Source organism: Microbacterium sp. AG790 (assembly GCF_003634765.1).
Taxonomy (GTDB): Bacteria; Actinomycetota; Actinomycetes; order Actinomycetales; family Microbacteriaceae; genus Microbacterium.
Genome location: NZ_RBWZ01000007.1, coordinates 358574 through 380671, shown reverse-complemented (window position 1 = coordinate 380671; position 22098 = coordinate 358574). Strand labels below are relative to the sequence as shown.

General features: G+C 71.1%; 20 protein-coding genes. 11 read left to right on the top strand and 9 right to left on the bottom strand.

All coding sequences use genetic code 11. The features are described 5' to 3' along the window. Window positions 1-72: 72 nt before the first annotated feature. The gene (locus DEU37_RS07240; protein WP_259457185.1) at window positions 73-360 is read right to left on the bottom strand and encodes a hypothetical protein; all 288 of its coding nucleotides are present in this window, start codon (window positions 358-360) and stop codon (window positions 73-75) included. 90 nt (window positions 361-450) lie between these two features. On the opposite strand from DEU37_RS07240, the gene DEU37_RS07235 reads away from it, so the two are divergent. The 4 genes from DEU37_RS07235 (at window position 451) to DEU37_RS07220 (ending at window position 2837) form a co-directional block, all read left to right on the top strand. Next, window positions 451-846, top strand: coding sequence for a VOC family protein (locus DEU37_RS07235; RefSeq protein ID WP_183043619.1), 396 nt, complete (start codon window positions 451-453; stop codon window positions 844-846). Continuing rightward, window positions 843-1178, top strand: a complete 336-nt coding sequence (locus DEU37_RS07230) for a TraR/DksA C4-type zinc finger protein (protein ID WP_121189908.1) — start codon at window positions 843-845, stop codon at window positions 1176-1178. The genes DEU37_RS07235 and DEU37_RS07230 overlap by 4 nt, the downstream gene beginning before the upstream one ends. Before the next feature lie 332 nt (window positions 1179-1510). Then, a complete protein-coding gene (locus DEU37_RS07225) occupies window positions 1511-1873 on the top strand; it encodes a helix-turn-helix domain-containing protein (protein ID WP_121189907.1) in 363 nt (120 codons plus the stop codon). 1 nt (window position 1874) lies between these two features. Further along, on the top strand, window positions 1875-2837 hold the full coding sequence (locus DEU37_RS07220; RefSeq protein WP_121189906.1) for an SRPBCC domain-containing protein: 963 nt from the start codon (window positions 1875-1877) through the stop codon (window positions 2835-2837). A gap of 159 nt (window positions 2838-2996) precedes the next feature. On the opposite strand, the gene DEU37_RS07215 is transcribed toward DEU37_RS07220, so the two are convergent. The 6 genes from DEU37_RS07215 to kdpF form a co-directional block, all read right to left on the bottom strand. Next, the gene (locus tag DEU37_RS07215; RefSeq protein ID WP_121189905.1) at window positions 2997-3686 is read right to left on the bottom strand and encodes a response regulator; all 690 of its coding nucleotides are present in this window, start codon (window positions 3684-3686) and stop codon (window positions 2997-2999) included. 4 nt (window positions 3687-3690) lie between these two features. Continuing rightward, entirely contained in the window at window positions 3691-6243 is a 2553-nt protein-coding gene (locus tag DEU37_RS07210; protein WP_121189904.1) for a DUF4118 domain-containing protein, read from the bottom strand. A gap of 252 nt (window positions 6244-6495) precedes the next feature. Further along, a complete protein-coding gene (gene kdpC / locus DEU37_RS07205; protein WP_121189903.1) occupies window positions 6496-7104 on the bottom strand; it encodes a potassium-transporting ATPase subunit KdpC in 609 nt (202 codons plus the stop codon). Between the two features lie 24 nt (window positions 7105-7128). Further along, on the bottom strand, window positions 7129-9294 hold the full coding sequence (kdpB, locus tag DEU37_RS07200; RefSeq protein WP_121189902.1) for a potassium-transporting ATPase subunit KdpB: 2166 nt from the start codon (window positions 9292-9294) through the stop codon (window positions 7129-7131). Window position 9295: 1 nt separating this feature from the next. Further along, window positions 9296-10984, bottom strand: coding sequence for a potassium-transporting ATPase subunit KdpA (gene kdpA, locus DEU37_RS07195; protein WP_121189901.1), 1689 nt, complete (start codon window positions 10982-10984; stop codon window positions 9296-9298). After that, window positions 10984-11073: a K(+)-transporting ATPase subunit F gene (gene kdpF, locus DEU37_RS07190; RefSeq protein ID WP_121189900.1), complete on the bottom strand. Its 90-nt coding sequence runs from the start codon at window positions 11071-11073 to the stop codon at window positions 10984-10986. The genes kdpA and kdpF overlap by 1 nt, the downstream gene beginning before the upstream one ends. Window positions 11074-11514: 441 nt before the next feature. On the opposite strand from kdpF, the gene DEU37_RS07185 reads away from it, so the two are divergent. The 3 genes from DEU37_RS07185 (at window position 11515) to DEU37_RS07175 (ending at window position 17455) form a co-directional block, all read left to right on the top strand. Then, window positions 11515-13236 carry a hypothetical protein gene (locus DEU37_RS07185; protein WP_121189899.1) on the top strand — a complete coding sequence of 574 codons (1722 nt, stop codon included), beginning with the start codon at window positions 11515-11517 and terminating at the stop codon, window positions 13234-13236. A gap of 17 nt (window positions 13237-13253) precedes the next feature. Further along, window positions 13254-16808: a S8 family serine peptidase gene (locus tag DEU37_RS07180; RefSeq protein WP_121189898.1), complete on the top strand. Its 3555-nt coding sequence runs from the start codon at window positions 13254-13256 to the stop codon at window positions 16806-16808. Window positions 16809-16879: 71 nt separating this feature from the next. Then, on the top strand, window positions 16880-17455 hold the full coding sequence (locus DEU37_RS07175) for a winged helix-turn-helix domain-containing protein (RefSeq protein WP_121189897.1): 576 nt from the start codon (window positions 16880-16882) through the stop codon (window positions 17453-17455). Here the strand turns inward: DEU37_RS07175 and DEU37_RS07170 are convergent. Both DEU37_RS07170 and DEU37_RS07165 read right to left on the bottom strand, forming a co-directional pair. Next, window positions 17452-17829, bottom strand: a complete 378-nt coding sequence (locus DEU37_RS07170; protein ID WP_121189896.1) for a MerR family transcriptional regulator — start codon at window positions 17827-17829, stop codon at window positions 17452-17454. The two genes, DEU37_RS07175 and DEU37_RS07170, sit on opposite strands and share 4 nt — an antisense overlap. After that, window positions 17826-18776, bottom strand: coding sequence for an aldo/keto reductase (locus DEU37_RS07165; protein ID WP_121189895.1), 951 nt, complete (start codon window positions 18774-18776; stop codon window positions 17826-17828). Before DEU37_RS07165 ends, DEU37_RS07170 begins: the two co-directional genes overlap by 4 nt. A gap of 138 nt (window positions 18777-18914) precedes the next feature. Here DEU37_RS07165 and DEU37_RS15065 point away from each other — a divergent pair, with 138 nt between their 5' ends. From DEU37_RS15065 to DEU37_RS07145, 4 genes are read left to right on the top strand one after another with little or no spacing between them, the layout of a single operon-like run. Beyond that, window positions 18915-19049: a hypothetical protein gene (locus DEU37_RS15065; RefSeq protein WP_259457184.1), complete on the top strand. Its 135-nt coding sequence runs from the start codon at window positions 18915-18917 to the stop codon at window positions 19047-19049. Continuing rightward, window positions 19046-20185 (top strand): hemin ABC transporter substrate-binding protein, encoded by a 1140-nt coding sequence (locus DEU37_RS07160; RefSeq protein WP_310790691.1) that lies wholly within the window; start codon window positions 19046-19048, stop codon window positions 20183-20185. Before DEU37_RS15065 ends, DEU37_RS07160 begins: the two co-directional genes overlap by 4 nt. A gap of 44 nt (window positions 20186-20229) precedes the next feature. Next, a complete protein-coding gene (locus DEU37_RS07150; RefSeq protein WP_121190048.1) occupies window positions 20230-21282 on the top strand; it encodes an iron ABC transporter permease in 1053 nt (350 codons plus the stop codon). Further along, complete coding sequence (locus tag DEU37_RS07145) at window positions 21279-22076, top strand: heme ABC transporter ATP-binding protein (protein ID WP_121189893.1); 798 nt, start codon at window positions 21279-21281, stop codon at window positions 22074-22076. The genes DEU37_RS07150 and DEU37_RS07145 overlap by 4 nt, the downstream gene beginning before the upstream one ends. Window positions 22077-22098: the final 22 nt, after the last annotated feature.

The window sequence follows — 22098 nt, the reverse complement described above, 5'->3', positions numbered from 1 at the left end:
ACTCGGGTGCCGGGGACGGCCTCAGTCTAGCCGGGCGGCCGTCCCCGGGCGGCGCGGGTCGGGCCGTGCCGTTCAGGCCTCGTCGTCGATCACGCCGATGCCCACGGCGTGATGGCTGGGCTCGGCGGCCTGCGGCAGCGTGGGCTCGGTGGGGTTCGGCGCGAGCGGCTCGTCCGGATGCGGCGCGAGCGGTTCGTCGGGATGCGGCGCCAAGGGCTCCTCGCCCGGGTCCTTCTCCGTGCTCGGCTCGACCAGCTCCTCGGTGTCGGGCTCGGTCGTCGCGGATGCGTCTTCGGTTCCCACGCCGGGCGTGCTGTCGGGGGATGTCTGCGGGTCGGTCATCTCGTCCTCGTTCGTCATGACCTCCACTGTTCGCCGTCACCGGTCGCGACGCACGGGGGTTGACAGGAGGAGTCGTGGATGAGGCCGCTTCGACGTATCGTCGCCCCCATGACCGGACTCACCCCGTATCTCTCCTTCGACGGCACGGCTCGCGCGGCGCTCGAGTTCTACCGAGGGGTGTTCGGCGGCGAGCTCGTCCTCGCGACGTTCGGCGATTTCGGGCGCGACGACGGGCCCGCGGATCACATCGCGCACGGGATGCTGCAGGGTCCCGTCGAGCTGTTCGCTTCGGATGCCGGGAGCGGCGAGCCGACTCTGCAGCTCCGCGGCATCCTGTTCTCCCTCTTGGGCACCGCCGAGCCGGCGACGCTCGAGGAGTGGTTCGCGGCGCTCGCCGGCGGCGGCGACGTGCTCGACCCGCTCGCGCTGCGACCGTGGGGTGACCATGACGGTCAGGTGCGCGACCGGTTCGGAGTGACCTGGCTCATCGGCTACCGGGGATGACCGACCCGCTCGCCCGGCTTCGCGCGCGAGCGGCGGAGCTCGATGCCCTGCTGGGGCGGCTCGACACCGATGACGCGGCGGTGCGCGCCGACCGGTCGGCTGCGACCGCCGATGACGAGCACGACCCCGAGGGCTCGACGCTCTCCGGCGAGTGGCAGCGCATCGATGCGCTTCGTCGCTCGGTGCTCGATGAGCGGGCCGAGGTCGACGCCGCGCTCGCTCGCATGGATGCCGGGACGTACGGCATCTGCGTCGTCTGCGGGAACGTGATCGCGCCCGGCCGGTTGGAAGCCCGGCCGATGGCCACGACCTGCATCGACTGCGCCGCCTGACCCGTAGCGCCCGCGAGGTGGACGACTCGGCGGTCTCACGCACCAGGCGGAAGAGGACGGCTGCGTCAAGGGTGTGCAATCCGGCGAACCCGCCCTGACCGCTTCGTTCGGTCGGGCCCGCTCTGGATCTTCGGAGCGCTCCCTGCCCGGTCACGGCGTTCACAACTCCGGAACGGTGGCCAGCAGACCCCGCGACGCGCCGAGGTCGCGCCGTGATGGCCACGAATCTCCGGAGTTGTGAACGGCAGGGCGGCCGGCGCTCGCCCGACAGGTGTCGGGAACGTCGGCGAGGGTATTGACTCGCGGCATCCACTGCCCTAACGTGCAACCAAATGGTTGCACAAACTGAGTTGAGCGACGATGAGACCGACCGCCTGTTCCACGCCCTGGCGGCGGCGACGCGGCGCGACATCCTGCGGCGCACGATCGTCGACGAGCAGTCGGTCTCGACGCTCGCCGCGGACTACGACATGTCGTTCGCCGCGGTGCAGAAGCACGTGGCGGTGCTCGAAGCCGCCGGCCTCGTCATCAAGCGCGCCGAGGGACGCGAGCGCCTCGTGCGCGCCGACCCGCGCATGATCTCCCGCGCCCGGGCGCTGCTCGCCCGTTACGAAGACCTGTGGCGCTCGCGCATCGACCGCCTCGACGCCCTGCTGGCTGAACCGCACGATCACTGTCCGACGCAAGGAGACTGACATGCCCGTCACCGACATCACGACCGACCCCGAGAACCTCACGATGACCCTCGTCGCGGATGCCGCGGCTCCCGTCTCCCGGCTCTGGGAGGCCTTCACCGACCCGCGGCAGCTCGAGCGGTTCTGGGGTCCTCCCGGCTGGCCGGCGACCTTTACCGCGTTCGACCTCCGCCCCGGCGGTCGCGTGGACTACCGCATGACGAGTCCGCGGGGGGAGCGCTCCGCCGGATCGTGGGAGGTGCTGAACGTCGAGCCCGGACGCAGCTTCGAGGTGCTCGACTCGTTCATCGGCGACGACGGTGAGAAGCTCGACGGCTTCCCGTCGATGCGGATGCTCTTCTCGTTCGAGGCGACTGCCGAGGGCTCTCGCCTCATCAACACCACCTTCTTCACATCGCTCGAAGCGCTCGAGCAGGTCGTCGCGATGGGCGCGATCGAGGGTTCGCGTCTGGCGATGAGCCAGCTCGACGCGGTGCTGCAGGACCTCCGTGCCTACGCGCAGGGCAAGGGCACCCGCACCGAGTTGCTGACCGATCAACACGTGCGCATCACCCGACTCATCGAGGGCTCGCGCGAGCTGGTGTGGCGCGCCCACCATGAGCCCGAGCTGCTGCGGCAGTGGCTGCTGGGACCCGACGGCTGGCAGATGATCGAGTGCGAGGTCGGCGAGACCACCCGCTTCGTCTGGCAGCAGGGCGACGACGAGTCGACCCGGTTCGGGTTCGAGAGCGAGACGGTGCTCAGTGAGCCGATCTGGCGCGAGGTCTCCACCGAGCGGATGATCGGGATGCCGGGACCGGCGACGGTCAATGACCTGCAGCTCTACGAGGAGGACGGCGCGACCCTGCTGACGTTGCTGATCGAGTATCCCGACAAGGAGACGCGCGACATGGTCCTCGCCACCGGCATGACCGACGGCATGGAGACCTCGTACGCACGCCTGGAGGCGGTCGTCGCCGCCTGAGGGCGCGGGGCGAGTCGACTCGCCCGTCCTCGAGCGATCCGCGACGCAACTGCAAGGGATACTGCCCGACACGCCGCGGCATCCCTTGTCCCTGCCCGCGTGTCGCGGCTACGGCCTTGCAGTTCGGCTGGGGGCGGGGTCGGGGCGACTCGACCGCGGTCAGTCCCCGAGCACGAGGCGGTAGCCCATGCCCTGCTCGGTGAGCAGGTGCTGCGGGTGGGCGGGGTCGCGCTCCAGCTTCTTGCGCAGCTGCGACATGTACAGGCGCAGGTATCCCGAGTCGGCTACCTGGTCGGTGCCCCAGATGTCCTTCAACAGGTTCTGCCGGGTCACGAGCGTGCCGGGGTTGCGGGCCAGGAACTCGAGCATCCGCCACTCCGTCGGCGTCAGGTGCACGACCTCGCCGCCGCGGACGACGCGGGTCGCGGCCAGGTCGACCTCGACATCGCCGAAGCGCACGAGTGGGGTGTCCGCGGATGCCGTGGATGCCACGCCCCGCCGGCGCGCGAGGGCCCGCAGCCGCGCGAGCAGCTCATCGATCTGGAACGGCTTCGTGACGTAGTCGTCGGCCCCGGCATCCAGAGCCTCGACCTTGTCGGCCGAGCCCGTGCGTCCGGAGACGACGAGGATCGGCACGTCGGTCCACCCGCGGAGCGCGTGGATCACCTCGATGCCGTCGAGACGCGGCATTCCGAGATCCAGCATGACGACGTCGGGGCGCGCCTGTGCCGCGGCGGCGATCGCGGCGGCACCGTCGGGCGCGGCGACGACGTCGTAGCCGTGCGCGGCGAGCGTGATGCGCAGCGCCCGCACGAGCTGCGGGTCGTCGTCGGCGACCAGGATCTTCACGCTCTCATCTTCCCGCCTCGGCCACCGGCGGGGCGGCGAGGTCGGATTCCGCGGCATCCACCGGCAGCGAGACCACCATCGTCAGCCCCCCGCCGGGCGTGGTCTCGGGTGTCAGGGTGCCGCCCATGCCCTCCGTGAAACCCTTCGACAGGGCGAGCCCGAGCCCGAGCCCGGTGGTGTTGTCGGTGTCACCGAGCCGCTGGAAGGGCGTGAAGATGTCGTCCTGACGGTCGGCGCTGACGCCGGGACCGTGGTCGACGATGCGCAGCTCGGCGGTCGGCCCGAGCCGGCTCGACGCGATGCGCACGCGCGTGCCGGGCGGGGCGTAGCGGCGCGCGTTGGCGAGCACGTTGACGATGACCCGCTGCAGCAGCACGGGGTCGGCGCGCACCGCAGGGACGGTCTGATCGAGCGCGAGTTCGACGACGTCGGGTCCGATGCCCAGCTCATCGAGGGCCTCGAGCACTGCTCCCGCAAGATCGACCGGGGACAGCGAGACGGCGAGCACGCCCGCCTGCACACGGCTGACGTCGAGCAGATCGGTGACCAGCGCCGCGAGCGCGGCGAGCGACTCGTCCGCGGTCGCGACGAGCTCGTCGTGATCGGCGGCGCTCAGCGACGGCCCCGCCGCACGCAGGCCGCCGACGGCCGCGATGGCGGCAGCGAGCGGGCGGCGCAGATCGTGGCTGACCGCCGACAGCAGCGCCGTGCGCACCTGGTCGGTCGCGGCCAGGGCGTCGGCGGTGCGGGCCGTCTGCGTGAGCTCGCTGTGTTCCAGAGCCGCGGCGAGCTGGGCGGTGATGACATCGAGCAGGCGCCGCTCCGGGGCCCCGACATCGCCGCCGTGCAGCTCGAGCGTGGCGCGAGGGCCGCCCGCGGCATCCGTGCCCACGGGCACCACGACCGCCCGGCCGTCGCGCACAGGTTCGCCGTCGGTCGCCAGTACCTGCTGGGTGGATCCGTCTCCGGCGAGCAGGCGCGCCCCGCTCACGCCGAACGCCTCGCGGGTTCGGCTGACCAGAGCCGGGACGGCGCTCTCGCCGCGCAGGACGCTGCCCGACACCGTCGCCAGCAGCTCCGACTCGGCGGCCGCGCGCCGAGCCCGGCGCGTGCGACGTGCGGCTTGATCGACGATCCAGCTCACCAGGATCGCGATGACGACGTACAGCACGAGCGCCAGCGCATGCAGCGGGTTGTCGATCGTCACCGTGAAACGCGGATGGATGAAGAGGAAATCGAGCGTCAACCCCGACAACACCGCCGCGAACAGCGCCGGCCAGATGCCGCCGATCAACGCCACGACGACCACGAGCAGCTGGTACGAGAGCACGTCGGAGGTGATCGTCTCCTCGTTGGAGGTCGCGAACAGCAGCCACGACAGCAGCGGCCCGCCGGTGAGCGCGACGACCAGCCCCAGGATGCGCCGGCGCCAGCCGAGCGCCCCGCCCGTCACGCGCGGCAGATGCAGGGTTCCGCCCGCGGCGGCGTGGGTGACGATGTGCACGTCGATGTCGCCCGACTCGCGGATGACCGTGGCCCCGATGCCCGGGCCCGTGAACGCCGCGCCGAGGCGGCTACGGCGGCTCGCGCCCAGCACGAGCTGCGTCGCGTTGACCGACCGCGCGAACTCGACGAGGGTCCGCGGCACGTCCTCGCCGATCACCTGGTGGTAGCTGCCGCCGAGGGATTCCACGAGCGCGCGCTGGGCCGCGAGGGCGCCGGGAGCGGCGGCGCGCAGCCCCTCCTGCGTCGTCACGTGCACGGCGAGCAGCTCGCCGCCGGCGGCGCGCGCGGCGATACGCGCCCCGCGCTGCAGCAGCGTGTCGCCCTCCGGGCCGCCGGTGAGGGCGACGACGACGCGCTCGCGCGCCTGCCACGCCCCGCGGATGCCGTGCTCCTCGCGGTAACTCTGCAGTGCGCTGTCGACCTCGTCGGCGAGCCACAGCAGCGCGAGTTCGCGCAGGGCCGTGAGGTTTCCGAGGCGGAAGTAGTTCGACAGGGCGGCATCGATCCGCTCCGCGGGGTACACCGCGCCGGCGGCGAGGCGATCGCGCAGCGACTGGGGTGCGAGGTCGACGACCTCGATCTGGTCGGCGGCGCGCACCACGGCATCCGGTACCGTCTCGCGCTGCGTGACTCCGGTGATCTGCGCGACCACTCCGCCGAGCGAGGCGATGTGCTGGACGTTGACGGTCGTGATGACGTCGATACCGGCGGCCAGCAGCTCTTCGACGTCCTGCCACCGCTTCTCGTTGCGGGAGCCGGGTGCGTTGGTGTGGGCGAGCTCGTCGACGAGCGCGATCTCCGGATGCCGATCGAGCAGGCCGTCGAGGTCGAGTTCGTCGAGCTCGACCTCGCGGTGGCGCAGACGCCGGCGTCCGAGCGTGGGCAGGCCTTCCGCGCGCGCCGAGGTCGCCGCACGGCCGTGGGTCTCGACGATGCCCACGACGACGTCACGACCGTCGGCGAGCAGGCGATGGCCCTCGGACAGCATCTCGTACGTCTTGCCGACGCCGGGCGCGGCTCCGAGCAGCACCCGCAGACTGCCGCGCTTCATGCGTTCACCCTAGTTCTCCCGTCGGTTCCCGGGCCGCCCGCCCCGGATCGGGCGGCCCCACCTGCCCGACCTGACCCAACCGCAACGGGCCCGAACTGCAAGGGATGCCGGGGGACACGCCGTGGCATCCGTCGCTCCGGCGGCGTGTCGGCGCGTCGACCTTGCAGTTCGGTTGCCCCGGGCGTTCCGACTCGGCTCCGGTCGTCGAGCGAGCGCAGCGCGTCGAAACGCCGCGCGCCACAGGCCGCCGCGTCACCGGCTCGCGGCATCCAGCGCGATGTTCAGCTCGAGCACGTTCACGCGGGGCTCGCCCAGGAAGCCGAGGTCCCGCGCCGTGGTGTGCTGATCGACGAGCGCCGTCACCACGGCCGGGTCGAGGCCGCGCGCCGCCGCCACACGCGCCACCTGCAGCTTCGCGTACGCCGGCGAGATGTGCGGGTCGAGTCCCGATCCGGATGCCGTGACGGCGTCGGCGGGGATGTCGCCCACCGGCACGCCGTCCGCCGAGGCGATCGCGGCCTGGCGCTCGCCGATCGCGGTCACGAGGTCGCTGTTCTCGGGCCCGAGGTTCGAACCGCTCGAGGCCGTGCCGTCATAGCCGCTGCCCGCGGCCGATGGCCGCGACTGGAAGTACTGCGGGAGGGCTACGCCGTCGGCATCCGTGAAGGATTGGCCGATCAGCGCACTGCCGACGATCTGACCGCCGGCGTTGCGCACGAGCGAGCCGTTCGCCTGCGCGGGAAGGGCCAGCTGGCCGATGCCCGTGATCACGGCCGTGTACGCGATGCCGAGCACGGCCGTGGCGACGAGCATCGCACGGGCGGCGACGCCGAGGTGGCGAAGAGAGGTACGGGTGGACATGACGATGCCTTTCGAGAACCCGGCTCAGAAGCCCGGGAGAAGGCTCACGACGAGGTCGATGAGCTTGATGCCGACGAAGGGGGCGATGACGCCGCCCAGGCCGTAGATGAGGAGGTTGCGCCCGAGGATCTGCGAGGCGCTCGCCGGCCGGTACGCGACGCCCTTCAGCGCCAGCGGGATCAGGACGACGATGATGATCGCGTTGAAGATGATGGCGCTGGTGACCGCCGACGCGGGCGAGTGCAGCTGCATGAGGTTCAGCGCCGCGAGTCCGGGGAAGACGCCCATGAACATCGCCGGGATGATCGCGAAGTACTTCGCGATGTCGTTGGCGAGAGAGAACGTCGTCAGCGCTCCACGGGTGATGAGCAGCTGCTTGCCGATCCGGACGATGTCGATGAGCTTCGTCGGGTCGCTGTCGAGGTCGACCATGTTGCCGGCCTCCTTCGCGGCGGAGGTGCCCGTGTTCATCGCGACGCCGACGTCGGCCTGCGCGAGCGCGGGGGCGTCGTTGGTGCCGTCACCGGTCATCGCGACGAGCGCACCGCCGGCCTGCTCGCGCTGGATGAGCGCCAGCTTGTCTTCCGGGGTCGCCTCGGCGAGGAAGTCGTCGACGCCCGCCTCCGCGGCGATCGCCCGCGCCGTGAGCGGATTGTCTCCCGTGATCATCACGGTGCGGATGCCCATCGCGCGCAACTGCGTGAACCGCTCGGCGAGGCCCTCCTTGACGACGTCCTTCAGGTGCACGACTCCCAGCACGCGAGCGCCCGCCGCATCCTGAACGGCCACCACCAGCGGTGTGCCGCCGGACTGCGACACCGACTCGATGTCCGATGTCAGCTGCGCGCGCACGGATGCCGCGACCGGACCGGCCTGCTCCATCCACGCGAGCACGGCGCTGCCGGCGCCCTTTCGGATGACGGTGCCGTCGGCCAGATCCAGACCGCTCATGCGGGTCTGGGCGGTGAAGGGGACCGCGACGGCGTCGTCCGGGGCGACCGCCTCGACGCCGCGCGCGGCGGCGAGCTCGACGATCGAGACACCCTCGGGTGTCGGGTCGGACAGCGACGACAGGGCGGCGGTGCGTGCGAGCTCGCTCTCGTCCACGCCCGTCAGCGGCAGGAAGGCGCTCGCGCGGCGGTTGCCGTAGGTGATCGTGCCGGTCTTGTCGAGCAGCAGCGTGGTCACGTCGCCGGCCGCTTCCACGGCGCGGCCCGACATGGCCAGCACGTTGTGCTGCACGAGGCGGTCCATGCCGGCGATGCCGATCGCCGACAGCAGCGCGCCGATCGTCGTCGGGATCAGGCACACCAGCAGCGCCACGAGCACGGGGATGCTGACGGGGCTCGCCGCGTACGAGGCGATCGGGTTGAGCGTCAGCACGACGATCACGAACACGATCGACAGGCTCGCCAGGAGGATGCCGAGGGCGATCTCGTTGGGGGTGCGCTGACGGTTCGCGCCTTCGACGAGCGCGATCATGCGGTCGACGAAGGTCTGGCCCGGCTGGGAGGTGATGCGCACGACGATGCGGTCGCTGAGCACGCGGGTGCCGCCGGTGACGGCGCTGCGGTCGCCACCCGATTCGCGCACGACCGGGGCCGATTCGCCCGTGATCGCGGACTCGTCGACCGTGGCGATGCCCCAGATGACGTCGCCGTCGCCGGGGATCAGCTCTCCGGCCGACACGACCACGACGTCGTCGAGGGCGAGCTCCGAGGAGGGCATGTCGTCGGTCGCGGTGGTGGTGGCCGCGGCATCCGCGGCGCCGTCGTAGGCGCGCACCCGGTGGGCGATCGTGGTCGTGCGGGTCGTGCGCAGCGCTTGCGCCTGCGCCTTGCCGCGGCCCTCGGCGACCGATTCGGCGAGGTTCGCGAACAGCACGGTCAGCCAGAGCCACACGGCGATGCCCCACGTGAAACCGCCCGGAACCGGGGTGCCGCCGGAGCTCTGCGCGCCGCCGAGGAAGGGCTCGGCGATCGCGATCGCGGTGGTGAGGGCCGCGCCCACCCACACGAGGAACATGACGGGGCTCCGCCAGAGCTCAGCGGGGTTGAGTTTGCGCAGGGCTCCGGGGAGGGCTGCGACCAGCTGGCTCCAACCGAAGGCGCGGCGGGCGGGGGCGGGCGACGACGCGGCGTCGTCACCGGTGGGTTGCGGGCGGTCGAGGACCGGAGCGGACGTGTTCATTTCAGGAGAGACCTTCTGCCAGGGGACCCAGCGCGAGAACGGGGAAGTACGTCAGTGCGGTGATGACGACGGTCACGACCGCGAGGAGCCCGACGAACTGCGGGCGGTGCGTCGGGAGTGTGCCGGCGGTGGCGGGCACGCGCTCCTGCGCGGCGAGCGAGCCGGCGAGGGCGAGCACGAGCACGATCGGAACGAACCGGCCGAGCAGCATCACGACGCCGAGCGCCGTGTTGAACCACGGGGTGTTGGCGGTGAGTCCGGCGAACGCCGAACCGTTGTTGTTCGCCGCCGAGGTGAACGCGTACAGCACCTCCGTCATCCCGTGGATGCCGGGATTGAGGATCGAGGTCGCCTCGACGTCGGCCCGCACGGCGGGGATGCCGAAGCTCAACGCCGTTCCCGCCAGCACCAGGGTCGGAGTCACCAGGATGTAGAGGCTCGCGAGCTTGATCTGGGTGGGGCCGATCTTCTTGCCGAGGTACTCGGGGGTGCGACCGACGAGCAGTCCGCCGACGAACACGGCGATGATCGCGAGCACGAGCATGCCGTACAGGCCCGACCCGACGCCGCCGGGGGCGACCTCGCCGAGCATCATGTTCAGGAGCGGAATCATGCCGCCCGTCGCGGTGTACGAGTCGTGCATCGAGTTCACGGCGCCGGTCGAGGTGAGGGTCGTCACGGCCGCGTACAGGGCCGAGCCGACGATGCCGAAGCGCTGCTCCTTGCCCTCCATCGCGCCGCCCGCGAGCTGCGGGGCGGTGCCGTGGCCGGCGACCTCGAGCGCGCTCACCGCGGCGATCGACGCGATCGCCAGCGTCGACATGACCGCGAGGATCGCGTAGCCCTGGCGGTTGTCGCCGACCATGCGACCGAACGTGCGGGGCAGCGAGATCGGGATGACGAGGATCAGAAGCAGCTGCACCAGGTTCGTCCAGGGCGTGGGGTTCTCGAACGGGTGGGCGGAGTTGGCGTTGAAGAACCCGCCGCCGTTGGTGCCGAGCATCTTGATCGCCTCCTGCGAGGCGACCGGTCCGCCCGGGATCGACTGCGTCGCTCCGGTGAGCGTGTGCGCGTCGACGAAACCGTTCAGGTTCTGGATCACGCCGCCGGCCAGCAGCACGACGGCGGCGATCACCGCCATCGGCAGCAGGAGCCGACCGAGGCCGCGCGTGAGGTCGACCCAGAAGTTGCCGATCGTGCTCTGGCCGCGCCGTGCGAAGCCGCGTACGAGCGCGATGGCGACCGCGATGCCGACGGCGGCGGAGACGAAGTTCTGCACCGTGAGGCCGGCGAGCTGCACGAGGTAGCCCATCGTCGCCTCGGGAGAGTACGACTGCCAGTTCGTGTTCGTGACGAAGGATGCCGCGGTGTTGAACGCCAGGCCCTCCGGCACGGCCGGCAGCCCCAGCGAGGCCGGAAGGAACGCCTGCAGGCGCTGCAGGGCGTAGACGAAGAGCACGCCCATGAGTGAGAAGGCGAGCACGCCCCGCGTGTAGGCCTGCCAGGTCTGTTCGCTGCGCGCGTCGACGCCGATGAGACGGTAGACGACCCGCTCTGCGGCGGCATCCTTCTCACCCGTGAAGATGCGGAACATGAGGTCGCCGACCGGGCGGTACAGCAGCGCGAGCAGCAGGACGAGGGTGGCGATCTGGAGCACGCCGAACCAGATGTCGGCGGAATCGACGCCCATCAGAAGCGCTCCGGCTTCACGAGGGCGACGACCAGGTAGACGACGCCGGCGACACCGAGGACGGCGCCGATGATCGAGAAGACGTCCATCAGAGCCGCTCCGCCCCCTTCGCGACGAGGGCGACGATCGCGAACACCGCGACCGTCACGACGACGTAGATCACATCGAGCACAGGAACTCCCGGACACTGACCGCGCTCGCTGGTGCCGCGCGGGCGCCCACCATGGGCACGGGATCCGATACAACTCCGGCGTCGCGGCGGGCTGCGCCGTCCTTACGGTTTCCCTACGGGTGGGCGGACGGTCCTCACGGCTCGCTCACGTTCGGGGAGGGCGGGTGGGGGCGTTTCGACTCGCTGCGCTCGCTCGACGGCCGGGGGCTGCGCTCGCTCAACGAGCGGTGGCCTCCCCCCCCCGCTGTGGTGCGAGCGAATGTGACGGTCGTGTAAAGCTTCGCCGAATATCTGAAAAAAAACTTCATAACGTGGTTCACTGGGCGCGTCACCTTCCGCACCGTCTCGTGAGGACACCATGAAGCGAAATCTTGCGATCGTCGGCGCCGCTGTGGTCGCCCTCGTCGTCATCGGCGGCGGCGTCTCCGCCGCCGCGCAGGCGCCCGGCGCATCGGCGCCCACCGCCGCCACCGCCGTCGCCACGTCCGACACCGCTGCCGCCGAGGCCGACGGCTGGACTGTCGCGTCCAGCGAGGGGAGCGCGGTGCCGCAGGGCGGTCGCGTCGTGGCCGCCGCGCCGCACGACGTTGCGCCGATCCAGGTTTCGCTCGATCAGCCTTCCATCGAGCAGTACGGGATGTGGGCGTGGGGTGTCGAGGTGACGGCGCACGCAATGATGCCCGGCGCGACGGCGACGATCTCCATCACCTTCGCCTCGGGTCTGCAGAAGCACTGGGCGCCCGTCACGGTCGATGCCGACGGCTCCATCGTCACCAGGGTGCGCACGCTCGACATCGATCCCGAGAACACGCAGCCGGAGCCCGGCGTCGCCCGCATCACCGTCGAAACCTCGACCGGAGAAGCGGGCTCGGCCCTCCTGGACATCACCGTTCCGGAAGGTCAGCGTCTGAACGTCTGGAGCAGCCCGGCATCCATCAGCCAGGACGAGTTCCTCGACAAGACCGTCGTCGTGCACGCGAGCGGCTTCGCGCCGATGACCCACGTCTTCTTCAACCTCGGCATGCCCGACACCACGATGGTGGCGATGGGCGAGAACGAGGGGCTGCATTCGGATGAGAACGGCGATTTCTCCTACGAGATGCAGATGATCTCCGTCAACGCGCTGGTGGGCGAGTGGACCCTCAGCTTCCAGTCGGCCGACGGCACCCGGCAGGGCGTCGGCACCTTCATGGTCACACCGGGCGCCCCGCGCACGCAGAACAAGACGCTCACGCCGGCGGCGGGAGAGATCTCCGCTGACGCGTTCGCGACCGCGCCCGGAATGGTCTTCGACGTGGCCGGTTTCATCCCGTTCGACACGTACGAGCTCACCCTGGTGACCTCACGCGGCATCCGGCTCCCGTTGGGTATCTCGCGCACGAATGGCGAGGGCCGTCACCACAACAGCATCAAGGCTCCGGACGGTGTCGCCGAGGGGCTGTACACGTTGGAGGCACGATCCACGATCACCGGTGACTACGCCATCGGCACGTTCTCGGTGACCGAAAACCCGGGCAGTCCCGCCTCCTCGTTCGCGCTGAGCCCGTCGACGGTTGCAGCGACCGTGCTCAGCGATCCCGCCGGCGGTGTCGTTCTGACCGGTGCGGGGATCCCGTCGGGGACGTCACTGCGCGTGTCCCTCCGGGACGCGCAGTGGAAGCGGATGCCGTTGACCGCCGGCGCGGACGCCTACGTCGATGCCGGCGAGGACGGCACCATCCGGTTGCCGCTGGTGACCCTCGACCCGATCGCCGCGGGTTCCTACACGGTGTGGATCGCGGCCGGCGCGGCGCCGTTCGGTTACAGCGTCCAGCTGCCGCTGATGGTCACCGGTGACAGCTCTGTCGTGCCCCCGTCGGCCAGCTCGCCCGGCTCGGGTACCTCCAGCAGCGCTGTCGCGCCCGCGCCGACCTCGCCGCTGGCTGCCATCACCCCGTCCACGACGACGCCGCGCGTCGACCGGCCCGCGCCGACGGCGCCGGCTGCCGTGCCGAGTCCGTCGCCGTCGCCGGACGCCGATCCGCTCGAGGGTGACATCGCACCCCCGGTGCTCCCCGTTCCCACCTCGCCCTCTCGTTGAATCCAGGAAGCCACACGATGCCCCGAAACGCTCTGCGCGTCCGGGCGGCCGCTCCCGCCGCCGCCCTCATCGCCGCCTGTCTCGTGACAGCCGGCGCCCTCCCCGCCGCGGCGGACAGCGGCTCGCTCGACGAGATCGCTGTCGCCCCGGCCTCTTCGGCCACGGGCGGGGCGGTGCTGCCCGACACCATCGCCGCCGCCGACGGCCCCGTCGATGTCTTCATCCAGACGGACGGCGAAGGTGCGCTCGCGGCGAGCACCGACCAGCGTCGGCAGGGGGCGTCCTCCGCCGAGGCCTCCTCTGTCGCCGAGAACGTCGCGGCGAAGAACGAGGAGACGACGAAGGACGTCGCGGCCGACGTGACTGCCGTTGATAGCGACGCGCGCATCCTCTACACCTCGACGTACTCCGTTCCCGGTGTCGCCGTGACCGCCGACGCCGCGACGCTGGCTCAGATCGCCGAGCGCCCCGACGTGGTGAAGATCTCGCGTATCGTGCCGCAGTCCATCGAGGTCCCCGCTGTCGACGGCGCCACGCCCAACAACGGCGCCTCGGATGCGCTGACGCGAGCCGTCGACACGTGGCAGCAGACCGGGCACACCGGCAAGGGCGTGACCGTGGCTGTCATCGACACCGGTGTGGACTACACGCATGCCGACTTCGGAGGACCGGGCACCTCTTCCGCGTACGCTGCGGCGCTGGCGTCGACCGACGCCCCGCAGTCCGGCTCGTACGACCCGACTGTCTACCTCGGCGGCTGGGACTTCGCCGGCGCGACCTACAACGGCGCCACCGGTCAGCCCGGCTACGACCCGATCCCTGCGCCCGACGCGAACCCCATCGACGGCCCCGGCGGGAATCACGGCACGCACGTGGCGGGCACCATCCTGGGTCGGGGTGTCGGGACGGATCTCACCACGTTCCGCGGCGACTACCGCAGTCTGTCGTCGGAGAGCGTGCAGAAGGACTTCTCGATCAGTCCGGGGGCTGCCCCGGAAGCCGGTCTCATCGCGCTGAAGGTCTTCGGCGACGGCGGTGGCAGCACGTCGCTGACGGGTGCGGCGCTGGAGTGGATCGCGCAGAAGGTCGCGTCCGGAACCGAGATCGACGTGGTCAACCTCTCGCTCGGCACGAACTACGGCGCCATCGACGACCCCGACAATGCAAAGCTGGAGCAGATCGTCAAAGCAGGGGTGCTCCCCGTCGTCGCGGCGGGCAACTCCGGCGACGTGACGGACGTGGCCGGCAGCCCAGGCACCACCGCGAGCGCACTGACCGTCGCGGCATCCGCGAGCGGCCATGGCCTCGCCGACGCGGCGCGGGCGACGATCGGCGACCCGGCTCAGAACGCGGCCGAGCAGATCCGGGTGCAGTACAGCCAGTCCTACGTGTGGGACTTCGACGTCACCGCCTCGGTCATCGGGCTCACCGACACGAGCAACCTGGACGGATGCCGGCCGTTCAGCGCGGCGGACGCGCAACGGGCGAGCGGCAAGATCGTGTGGTTGGAGTGGGACGACAGCAACGTGGCGTGCGGTTCGGCGACGCGTTTCGACAACGCCCGCGACGCGGGGGCCGTCGGCGTTGTCCTCACCAGCCAGTCCGACAGCTTCGAGAACGGCATCGCCGGCAACGCGGACATTCCCGGTGCGCAGCTCACCGGCGGAGAGTCGCAGAGTCTGCGCTCCGCGATGACGTCCGGCACACTCGTGATCGAACTGCGCAGCGACCTGCGGCACGTCATCGATCACACGGACCCGTCGCGCATCGATACGATCGCCTCCTTCACCTCCCGTGGAACGCACGGCTCGATCGACAACGTGCTCAAGCCCGATGTGGCCGCCCCCGGCGTGACGATCACGTCGGCCGGGAACGGCAGCGGCACAGGGCGCGAGGTCATGAGCGGTACCTCGATGGCCACCCCGCATGTCGCGGGCATCGCCGCGCTCGTGAAAGAAGCGCATCCGGATTGGGCGCCCGAGCGGGTGAAGCAGCAGATCATGAACACCGCGGCTCACGACGTGCTCACCGTCGGCAGCAGCCCGATGGCGTATGGGCCCGCCCGCGTCGGCACGGGACGCATCGACGCGCTTGCGGCCGTCGGGGGGACGATCACCCTGCTGTCCGAGGAGAACGGCGATCTGCTGAGTGCGTCCTTCGGCGTGGTCAACGTCGGTACCCAGCCGGTCGTCCAGACCCGGACCATTCGGGTCGGCAACGACGGGTCGGCCGCCCAGACCGTCGCTTTGCGCTACGCGCCGCGCACGGAGACACCGGGCGTCAGCTACGACGTCTCGCCGGCCTCCGTCACGGTTCCGGCCGGCGGGTCCGTGGCCGTGACCCTGACGTTGCGTATCGACGACCCGACTGCTCTTCGCCACACGATCGATCCGACCATGTCGAAGATCGTCGACACGGCGCCGCGGCAGTTCGTGACCGACGCTTCCGGTGTTCTCGAAGCGATCGGACCGGTCGGCACCTTCCCGGTGCGCCTGGCGGTGTACGCCGCACCGCGTCCGTACTCCGAGACGCATGTCGACGGTGTCGCATTCCAGGGCGCCACCGGCTCGCTCGCCATGTCGGGTCGCGGGCTCGACCAGGGCGACGGCAGCGAGCGCTACCGATCGATGATGGTTCCGCTCATCCTCGGCGCGACCTCTCCCGCACTGTCGTTCCCGGCCGGATCGGCGCAGCACACGCTGAAGAGCGCCGACATCCTCGCCGTCGGAGCGTCGTCGACGGCGCCGCTGCTGAGCGACCCCACGCAGGGCGTGCTGACCTTCGGCGTGCAGATGGCCGGCGAATGGGCGCGGATGTCGCCGCTGACGTGGCCGATGGTGCAGTTGGACGTCAACGGCGACAGCCGCCCCGACTTCATCGTGCAGCTGCAGCCCGGGCAGGACGCCGACGGGGACATCCCGGTCGCGATGACGATCGACGCGGTGACCGGAGACGTCATCGAACAGCGTCCCGTGAATGGCCTCTTCGGCGACCAGGGCACCAACGTCTTCGACAACACGGTGGCGACGCTGTCGACCTCCCTGTCGGCGCTGGGCTACACCGCGAAGACCACCGCGACGACGGTGCGCTACGTCGTGCAGACCCGTTCGTTCTACAACCCGGCCTTCGACGGCGGCATCCGCAGTGCGCTCGTCGATCAGACGGCGCCGGCGACCATCGACGCCTACCGGCCCGCACTGCAGTTCGGCACGACCGGAACGCCGATCTTCGCCGACCAGCCCGGTTCGCTGACGGTGACCCGTCGCGGCGATGCCCTGCCGCAGATGCTCGTGCTGCATCTGCACGGCGACGGTGCGGCGCGCGCGGAGATCGTGACGCCCACCGCGACGGATGCCGGTGGGTCGACCCCGCCCCCCGGAACGCCCGCACCGGGAGGCTCCACCCCGGGTGATCCGACGGGATCGGGCGGCTCGGTGAGCAGCGCCCCGCGGGGTGGGTCGCTGGCCACATCTGGACAGGACGGGACCGGCGTGCTCCTCCTGACGGCGTTCGCCGGCATGCTCGTCGCGGGTGGCTCGGTGCTCGTGTGGCGTCGTCGCCGCCGGTCCTGACCGCCGTCCTCGCAGACGCCCCGCACCCTTCGGGATGCGGGGCGTCTGCGGGCGCGGCAGACTGGGCAGGGATGTCCTCGCATACCCTCCTGATCTCCGACCCCCGCGCGGTCCGAGCCATGGCGAACCCCTTGCGCCAGGTGGCTGTCGACGAGCTGTATCGCCGCCAGGGGCCGGCCACGGCCACCGAGCTGGCGGAGCTGGTCGGGTTGTCGCCGAGTGCGATGAGCTACCACCTGCGCGCGGTCGAGGTGACGGGGCTCATCCGCCGCGGAGAGTCCACCGACGGCCGGGAACGGCCGTGGCTTCCCGCCGCCCCGGACTACTCGCTCGTCGCGAGCGCCGACGCGGACGCCGTGCACCGCACCATCCTGATCGACTCCCGACTGACCCCGATGCGTCAGCGCATGGAAGAGGTCCTGGCTGCGCGGTCGGTGCGAGCTCCGGATGCCGATATCGCCTACATGGTGCTGGCCACGGGCCAGATGCTCCTCGCTCCCGATGAGGTGGCGCGCCTGCAGGAGCGCGTGCAGGAGATCTTCGACGAGTACGAGGCATTGAGCGCCGACCGTCGTGAAACCGGGGATCTGCGCCGCTCGCGCTACATGTGGTCGGTACTTCCGGAACGCGTCCAACCGGAAGACTAGACCGTTCCTGCTTCCGAGACGCCCCTGCGGAAGTGGGCGATCTTGTCGTCCATGACCGCGATCGCGCGGGAGAGCACGCGACGGCGCTCCTCGAGGGCCGCGCGGCGTTCCTCGAGGAAGGCCACCGGGTCGATGGAGGCGTGGGGGCCGTGGAGCAGATCGGCGAACGTGCGCAGATCGTCGATGCCGAGTCCGGCATCCTTCATGCACGTCACGACGCCGATCCAGGCGAGATCGTTGTCACTGAACACCCGATGATTGCGGTGATCGCGCTCGAGCGGGCCGATGATCCCCTCGTCCTCGTAGTAGCGGAGGGTGTCGGCCGAGAGCCCGCTCGCCGCGACGGCCTCGCCCATCGTGAGCATCGTGGTCATTGCGCATCCCTTCCGTCGAGCACGGCGCGCGCCTCGGCATCCAGCTGCAGCGCGAGCGCGTCCATCGCCTCATCCAACTGTGCGATGCCGGACACGGCGACGATGGGTGTGACGGCCGGCGTGCCGCCGATCAGCCACGCGAGCACCACCTGGTTGCGCGTGGCGTCCAGGCGTCGGGCGACGCGGTCCAGCGCCGCTAGGCGCCGGTCGGTGTCGGGATGCCGGTAGGGGTGCTGCAGTCGGTCGGTGCGCGCGTACGCCCCCGACAGGAGCGTCGTGTACGCCCACATGGCGAGTCCCTCTGAGGCGACGTAGTCCAGCGTCTCGGCGGTGGCGACGACGTGTCCGGTGTCGGGAAGCGGCACGAAGGGGATCGGCTGGAGGTAGCTGTGCCGCAGTTGGAGGGCATCGTAGGGGGCCAGTCCACGCGTGCGGGCGAGGGAGCGGGCGCGTTCGACGCGCCAGGTCGCGTGGTTCGACGCGCCGAGTCGGCGCACCCGGCCGTCGGCGACGAGCGACCCGAGCGCCTCGACCTGCTCCTCGAGGGGAACCGCGCGGTCTTCGATGTGCGCCCACAGCAGGTCGATGACGTCCACGCCGAGACGGGCCATCGACGGCGCGACCGCCTCCTCGACGGCGCGCGAGCTGAGCCCCTCCATCGGGGCCGCCCACGTGCCGGGTACCGTCGGGTTCGCACCGATCTTGGTCGAGATCGCCACCTCGTCGCGTATGCCCGGATGCCGGCGGAACCAGTCGCCGATGACGGTCTCGCTCGCGCCGCCGTGCCCCGTGGGCGACTCCCAGAAGGCGTAGTTGTCGGAGGTGTCGAGCCAGCGGCCGCTCCGCGCCACGTAGTGGTCGAGCAGCGCGAACGCGGTGTTCTCATCCTGTCGCGTTCCGAACCACATCGTGCCCAGAGCCAGGTCCTTGCGGTGAGTGGTGTCCATGGCTCCACAGCACACCACCTGGAGCGCGCTCCATGTCAAACGCAGAACGGGCGCCCAGCAATGCGACCCGACCGTGTACCTTAGGTAAGGCAACCCTTATTAAAGACCGGCCCTGGTCATCGTCTCACAGGAGCTCCCGTGCGCCCTGCCCCGTCTGCGCGTTCAATCGCGATCGCCCTGCTCGCGCTCGTCGCGGCGGTCGTTCCCGCCGCCGCGACGCTCTTCGTCCGTCGGCGTCGCAACCGCGCCGGCGCGGAAGGGGAGGGCTCGTGATCCTCCGCCGCGTCGCGGCGACGGCGCTGAGTCTCGTCGTCGTGCTCCTGGTCGGCTGCTCCGCCGCGGCGGCGCCCGCCGAGCCCACGGCATCCGCTCCACGTGTCGCGTTGTCGGATGTCCGCCCGCTCGCCGACCCCAAGGCGTATGTCGGCCCCTCGACCGCGACGCTCGACGACGCCGCGATCGAGCCCGTCCTCGCCTCGCCGTCGTCGCAGTTGCCGGTGACGGTGACCTCCCACGACCTGTCGGGCGATGTGGAGGTCACCGTCACCGACGCCTCCCGGGTCATCGCCATGGACCTCTCCGGTTCCCTCGCGGCGACCGTCGCGGGGCTCGGCTTCGCGGACCGACTGGTCGGCCGCGACATCTCGACCACCTTCGCGGGCGTGAGCGACCTGCCCGTGATCACCTCCGGCGGCCACTCCGTCAACGCCGAGGCGATCATCGGGCTTGCGCCGACCCTCGTCATCACGGACGGGAGCATCGGTCCGGCCGACGTCGTCCAGCAGCTGCGCGATGTCGGCATCACGGTGGTGTTCGTCGAGCGCTCGTCCTCGTTCGCGGGCGCCGCCGCGCAGGCGCGCGCCGTCGCCGCGATCTTCGGTGCCGCCGAAGCCGGAGACCTGCTGGCAGGCCGCATCGAGGGCGAACTGCAGACCGTCACCGCGCAGATCTCCCGGATCGCGCCCGCCGCCGAGTCCGAGCGGCTGCGCATGGTCTTCCTGTATCTGCGCGGGACATCGGGCATCTACTACCTGTTCGGTAGCGAGTCCGGCGCCGACGACCTCATCGGCGCCCTCGGTGGCATCGACGTCGCCGGTCAGCTGGGCTGGCGCGGCATGCAGCCGATGACCGACGAGGTGATGGTCGCCGCCGACCCCGACCTGATCCTCGTCATGACCGCCGGCATCGCGTCGGTCGGCGGCATCGACGGGCTGCTCGCCGAGAAGCCCGCGATCGCGCTCACCTCCGCGGGTCAGCACCGACGCTTCGTCGACATGGCGGACGGGCAGATCCTCTCGTTCGGCCCGCGGTCGGCGCAGGTGCTGGATGCGCTCGCGCGGGCGGTCTATGCGCCCGACGGCGCGTCGGATGCCGCGTCGCCGGCCGTGCCGGCGGAGCGGGGCCCGTGACCTCCGTCGTCTCGACCCGTCCTTCGCGCGGCGCGGCGACGCGGGTGCCGTCGCGCCCGCGCCGTCGGGGCCGCGCGGGCGCCGTCTTCGCGGTGACGGCCGCCCTGCTCCTGGTCGGGGTCATCCTCTCTGCGGGCATCGGTCAGCTGCCGATCGGCCCGGCCGAGGTCGTCGGTTCCCTGCTGCGCCCCCTCGGCATCCCGAACGCCTGGGCGCCGTCGTCGCCGTTGATCGAGCAGACGCTGTGGCAGATCCGATTCCCGCGCGTGGTGATGTCGGTTCTGGTGGGAGCGTTGCTGGCGCTTGCCGGCGCCGTCATGCAGGCCATCTTCGCCAACCCCCTGGCTGAGCCCGGCGTCGTCGGGGTGTCGTCGGGCGCCGCCGTCGGGGCCGCGGCCGCGATCACCCTCGGCCTCACCTCCCTCGGCGGCTGGATGACCGCCGGGTTCGCCTTCGTCGGAGGGCTGGCGGCGACCCTCGTCGTGTACGCGACGGCCCGGTCGCAGGGTCGCACCGAATCGGTCACGCTGATCCTCACCGGCATCGCGGTCAACGCCTTCACGGGGGCCGCGCTCGCCGTGCTGATGTTCGCGGGCGACACGGCGTCTCGTGAGCAGATCGTGTTCTGGCAGCTGGGCTCGATGAACGGCTCCCGGTGGGCCGAGGTGGGGCTTGTGGCCCTGGTCGGGCTGGCCGCGGCATCCGCCACGGTCGGTCTCGCCCGCCGGCTCGACCTGCTGGCTCTCGGCGACCGCACGGCGGCCCACCTGGGGGTGCGGGTCGAACGGCTGCGCGTGATCGCGATCGTGCTGGTCGCCCTGCTCACGGGCGTCGCCGTGGCCTTCGTGGGCATCATCGCGTTCGTGGGGTTGGTGGTGCCGCACGTGATGCGGATGCTGCTGGGCCCCTCGAACCGCACCCTGCTTCCCGCCTCGTTGCTCGGCGGGGCGGTCGTGCTCGTCTACGCCGACCTCCTCGCCCGGACGGTGATCCCGTCGGCGGACCTTCCCATCGGCGTGCTGACCTCGCTGGTCGGTGGACCGTTCTTCTACGTGCTCATCCGCCGCACCCGTCGCCGCGCCGGAGGCTGGGCGTGAGCGGGCTCGCCTATGCGCTCCGCGAGGTGTCGCACCGCGTCGGGGCGCCGGGGGGAGGCACCGAGATCCTCGCGGGCATCACCCTCGACATCGCCTACGGGCGAGTTCTGGCCCTCGTCGGTCCCAACGGTGCGGGGAAGTCGACTCTCCTGAGCGTGCTGACCGGGGATGCCGCGCCCTCCGCCGGCACGGTGGAGCTCGACGGGCGTCCGCTCGCCCAGTGGCGCGCGCGGGAGCTCGCACGCGCCCGGTCGGTCCTCCTGCAGTCGCATCAGGTCGCGTTCTCGTTCACGGCGGCCGACGTCGTGGAGATGGGTCGAGCGCCCTGGATCAACACGGCGCGGGCCGACGACGATGATCGCCTCATCGCCGAGGCGCTGAGGCGGACGGACGTGTCCCACCTGCGCGAGCGGGAGTTCCCGTCGTTGTCGGGCGGCGAGAAGGCTCGCGTGTCGCTCGCCCGCGTGCTGGCGCAGGACACGCCCATCGTGCTGCTCGACGAGCCCACGGCCGCGCTCGACCTCCGCCACCAGGAGGACGTGCTGCGGATCGCCCGGGAGCTGGCGGCGGAGGGGCGCGCGGTGGTCGTGGTGCTCCACGACCTGTCGCTCGCCGGCGCCTACGCGGACGAGATCGCGGTCATCGATCGCGGCCGACTCGTCGCGCATGGCGAGCCCGCGGAGGTCTTGATGGAGGAGCGGATCGCCGAGGTCTACGGCATCCCCGTCCGTGTGCTGGCCGACCCCGACACGGGCCGACCGATCATCCTTCCCCGGCGCGGTTCATACCGGTGAATGGATCCCGGCCGGCACCCTC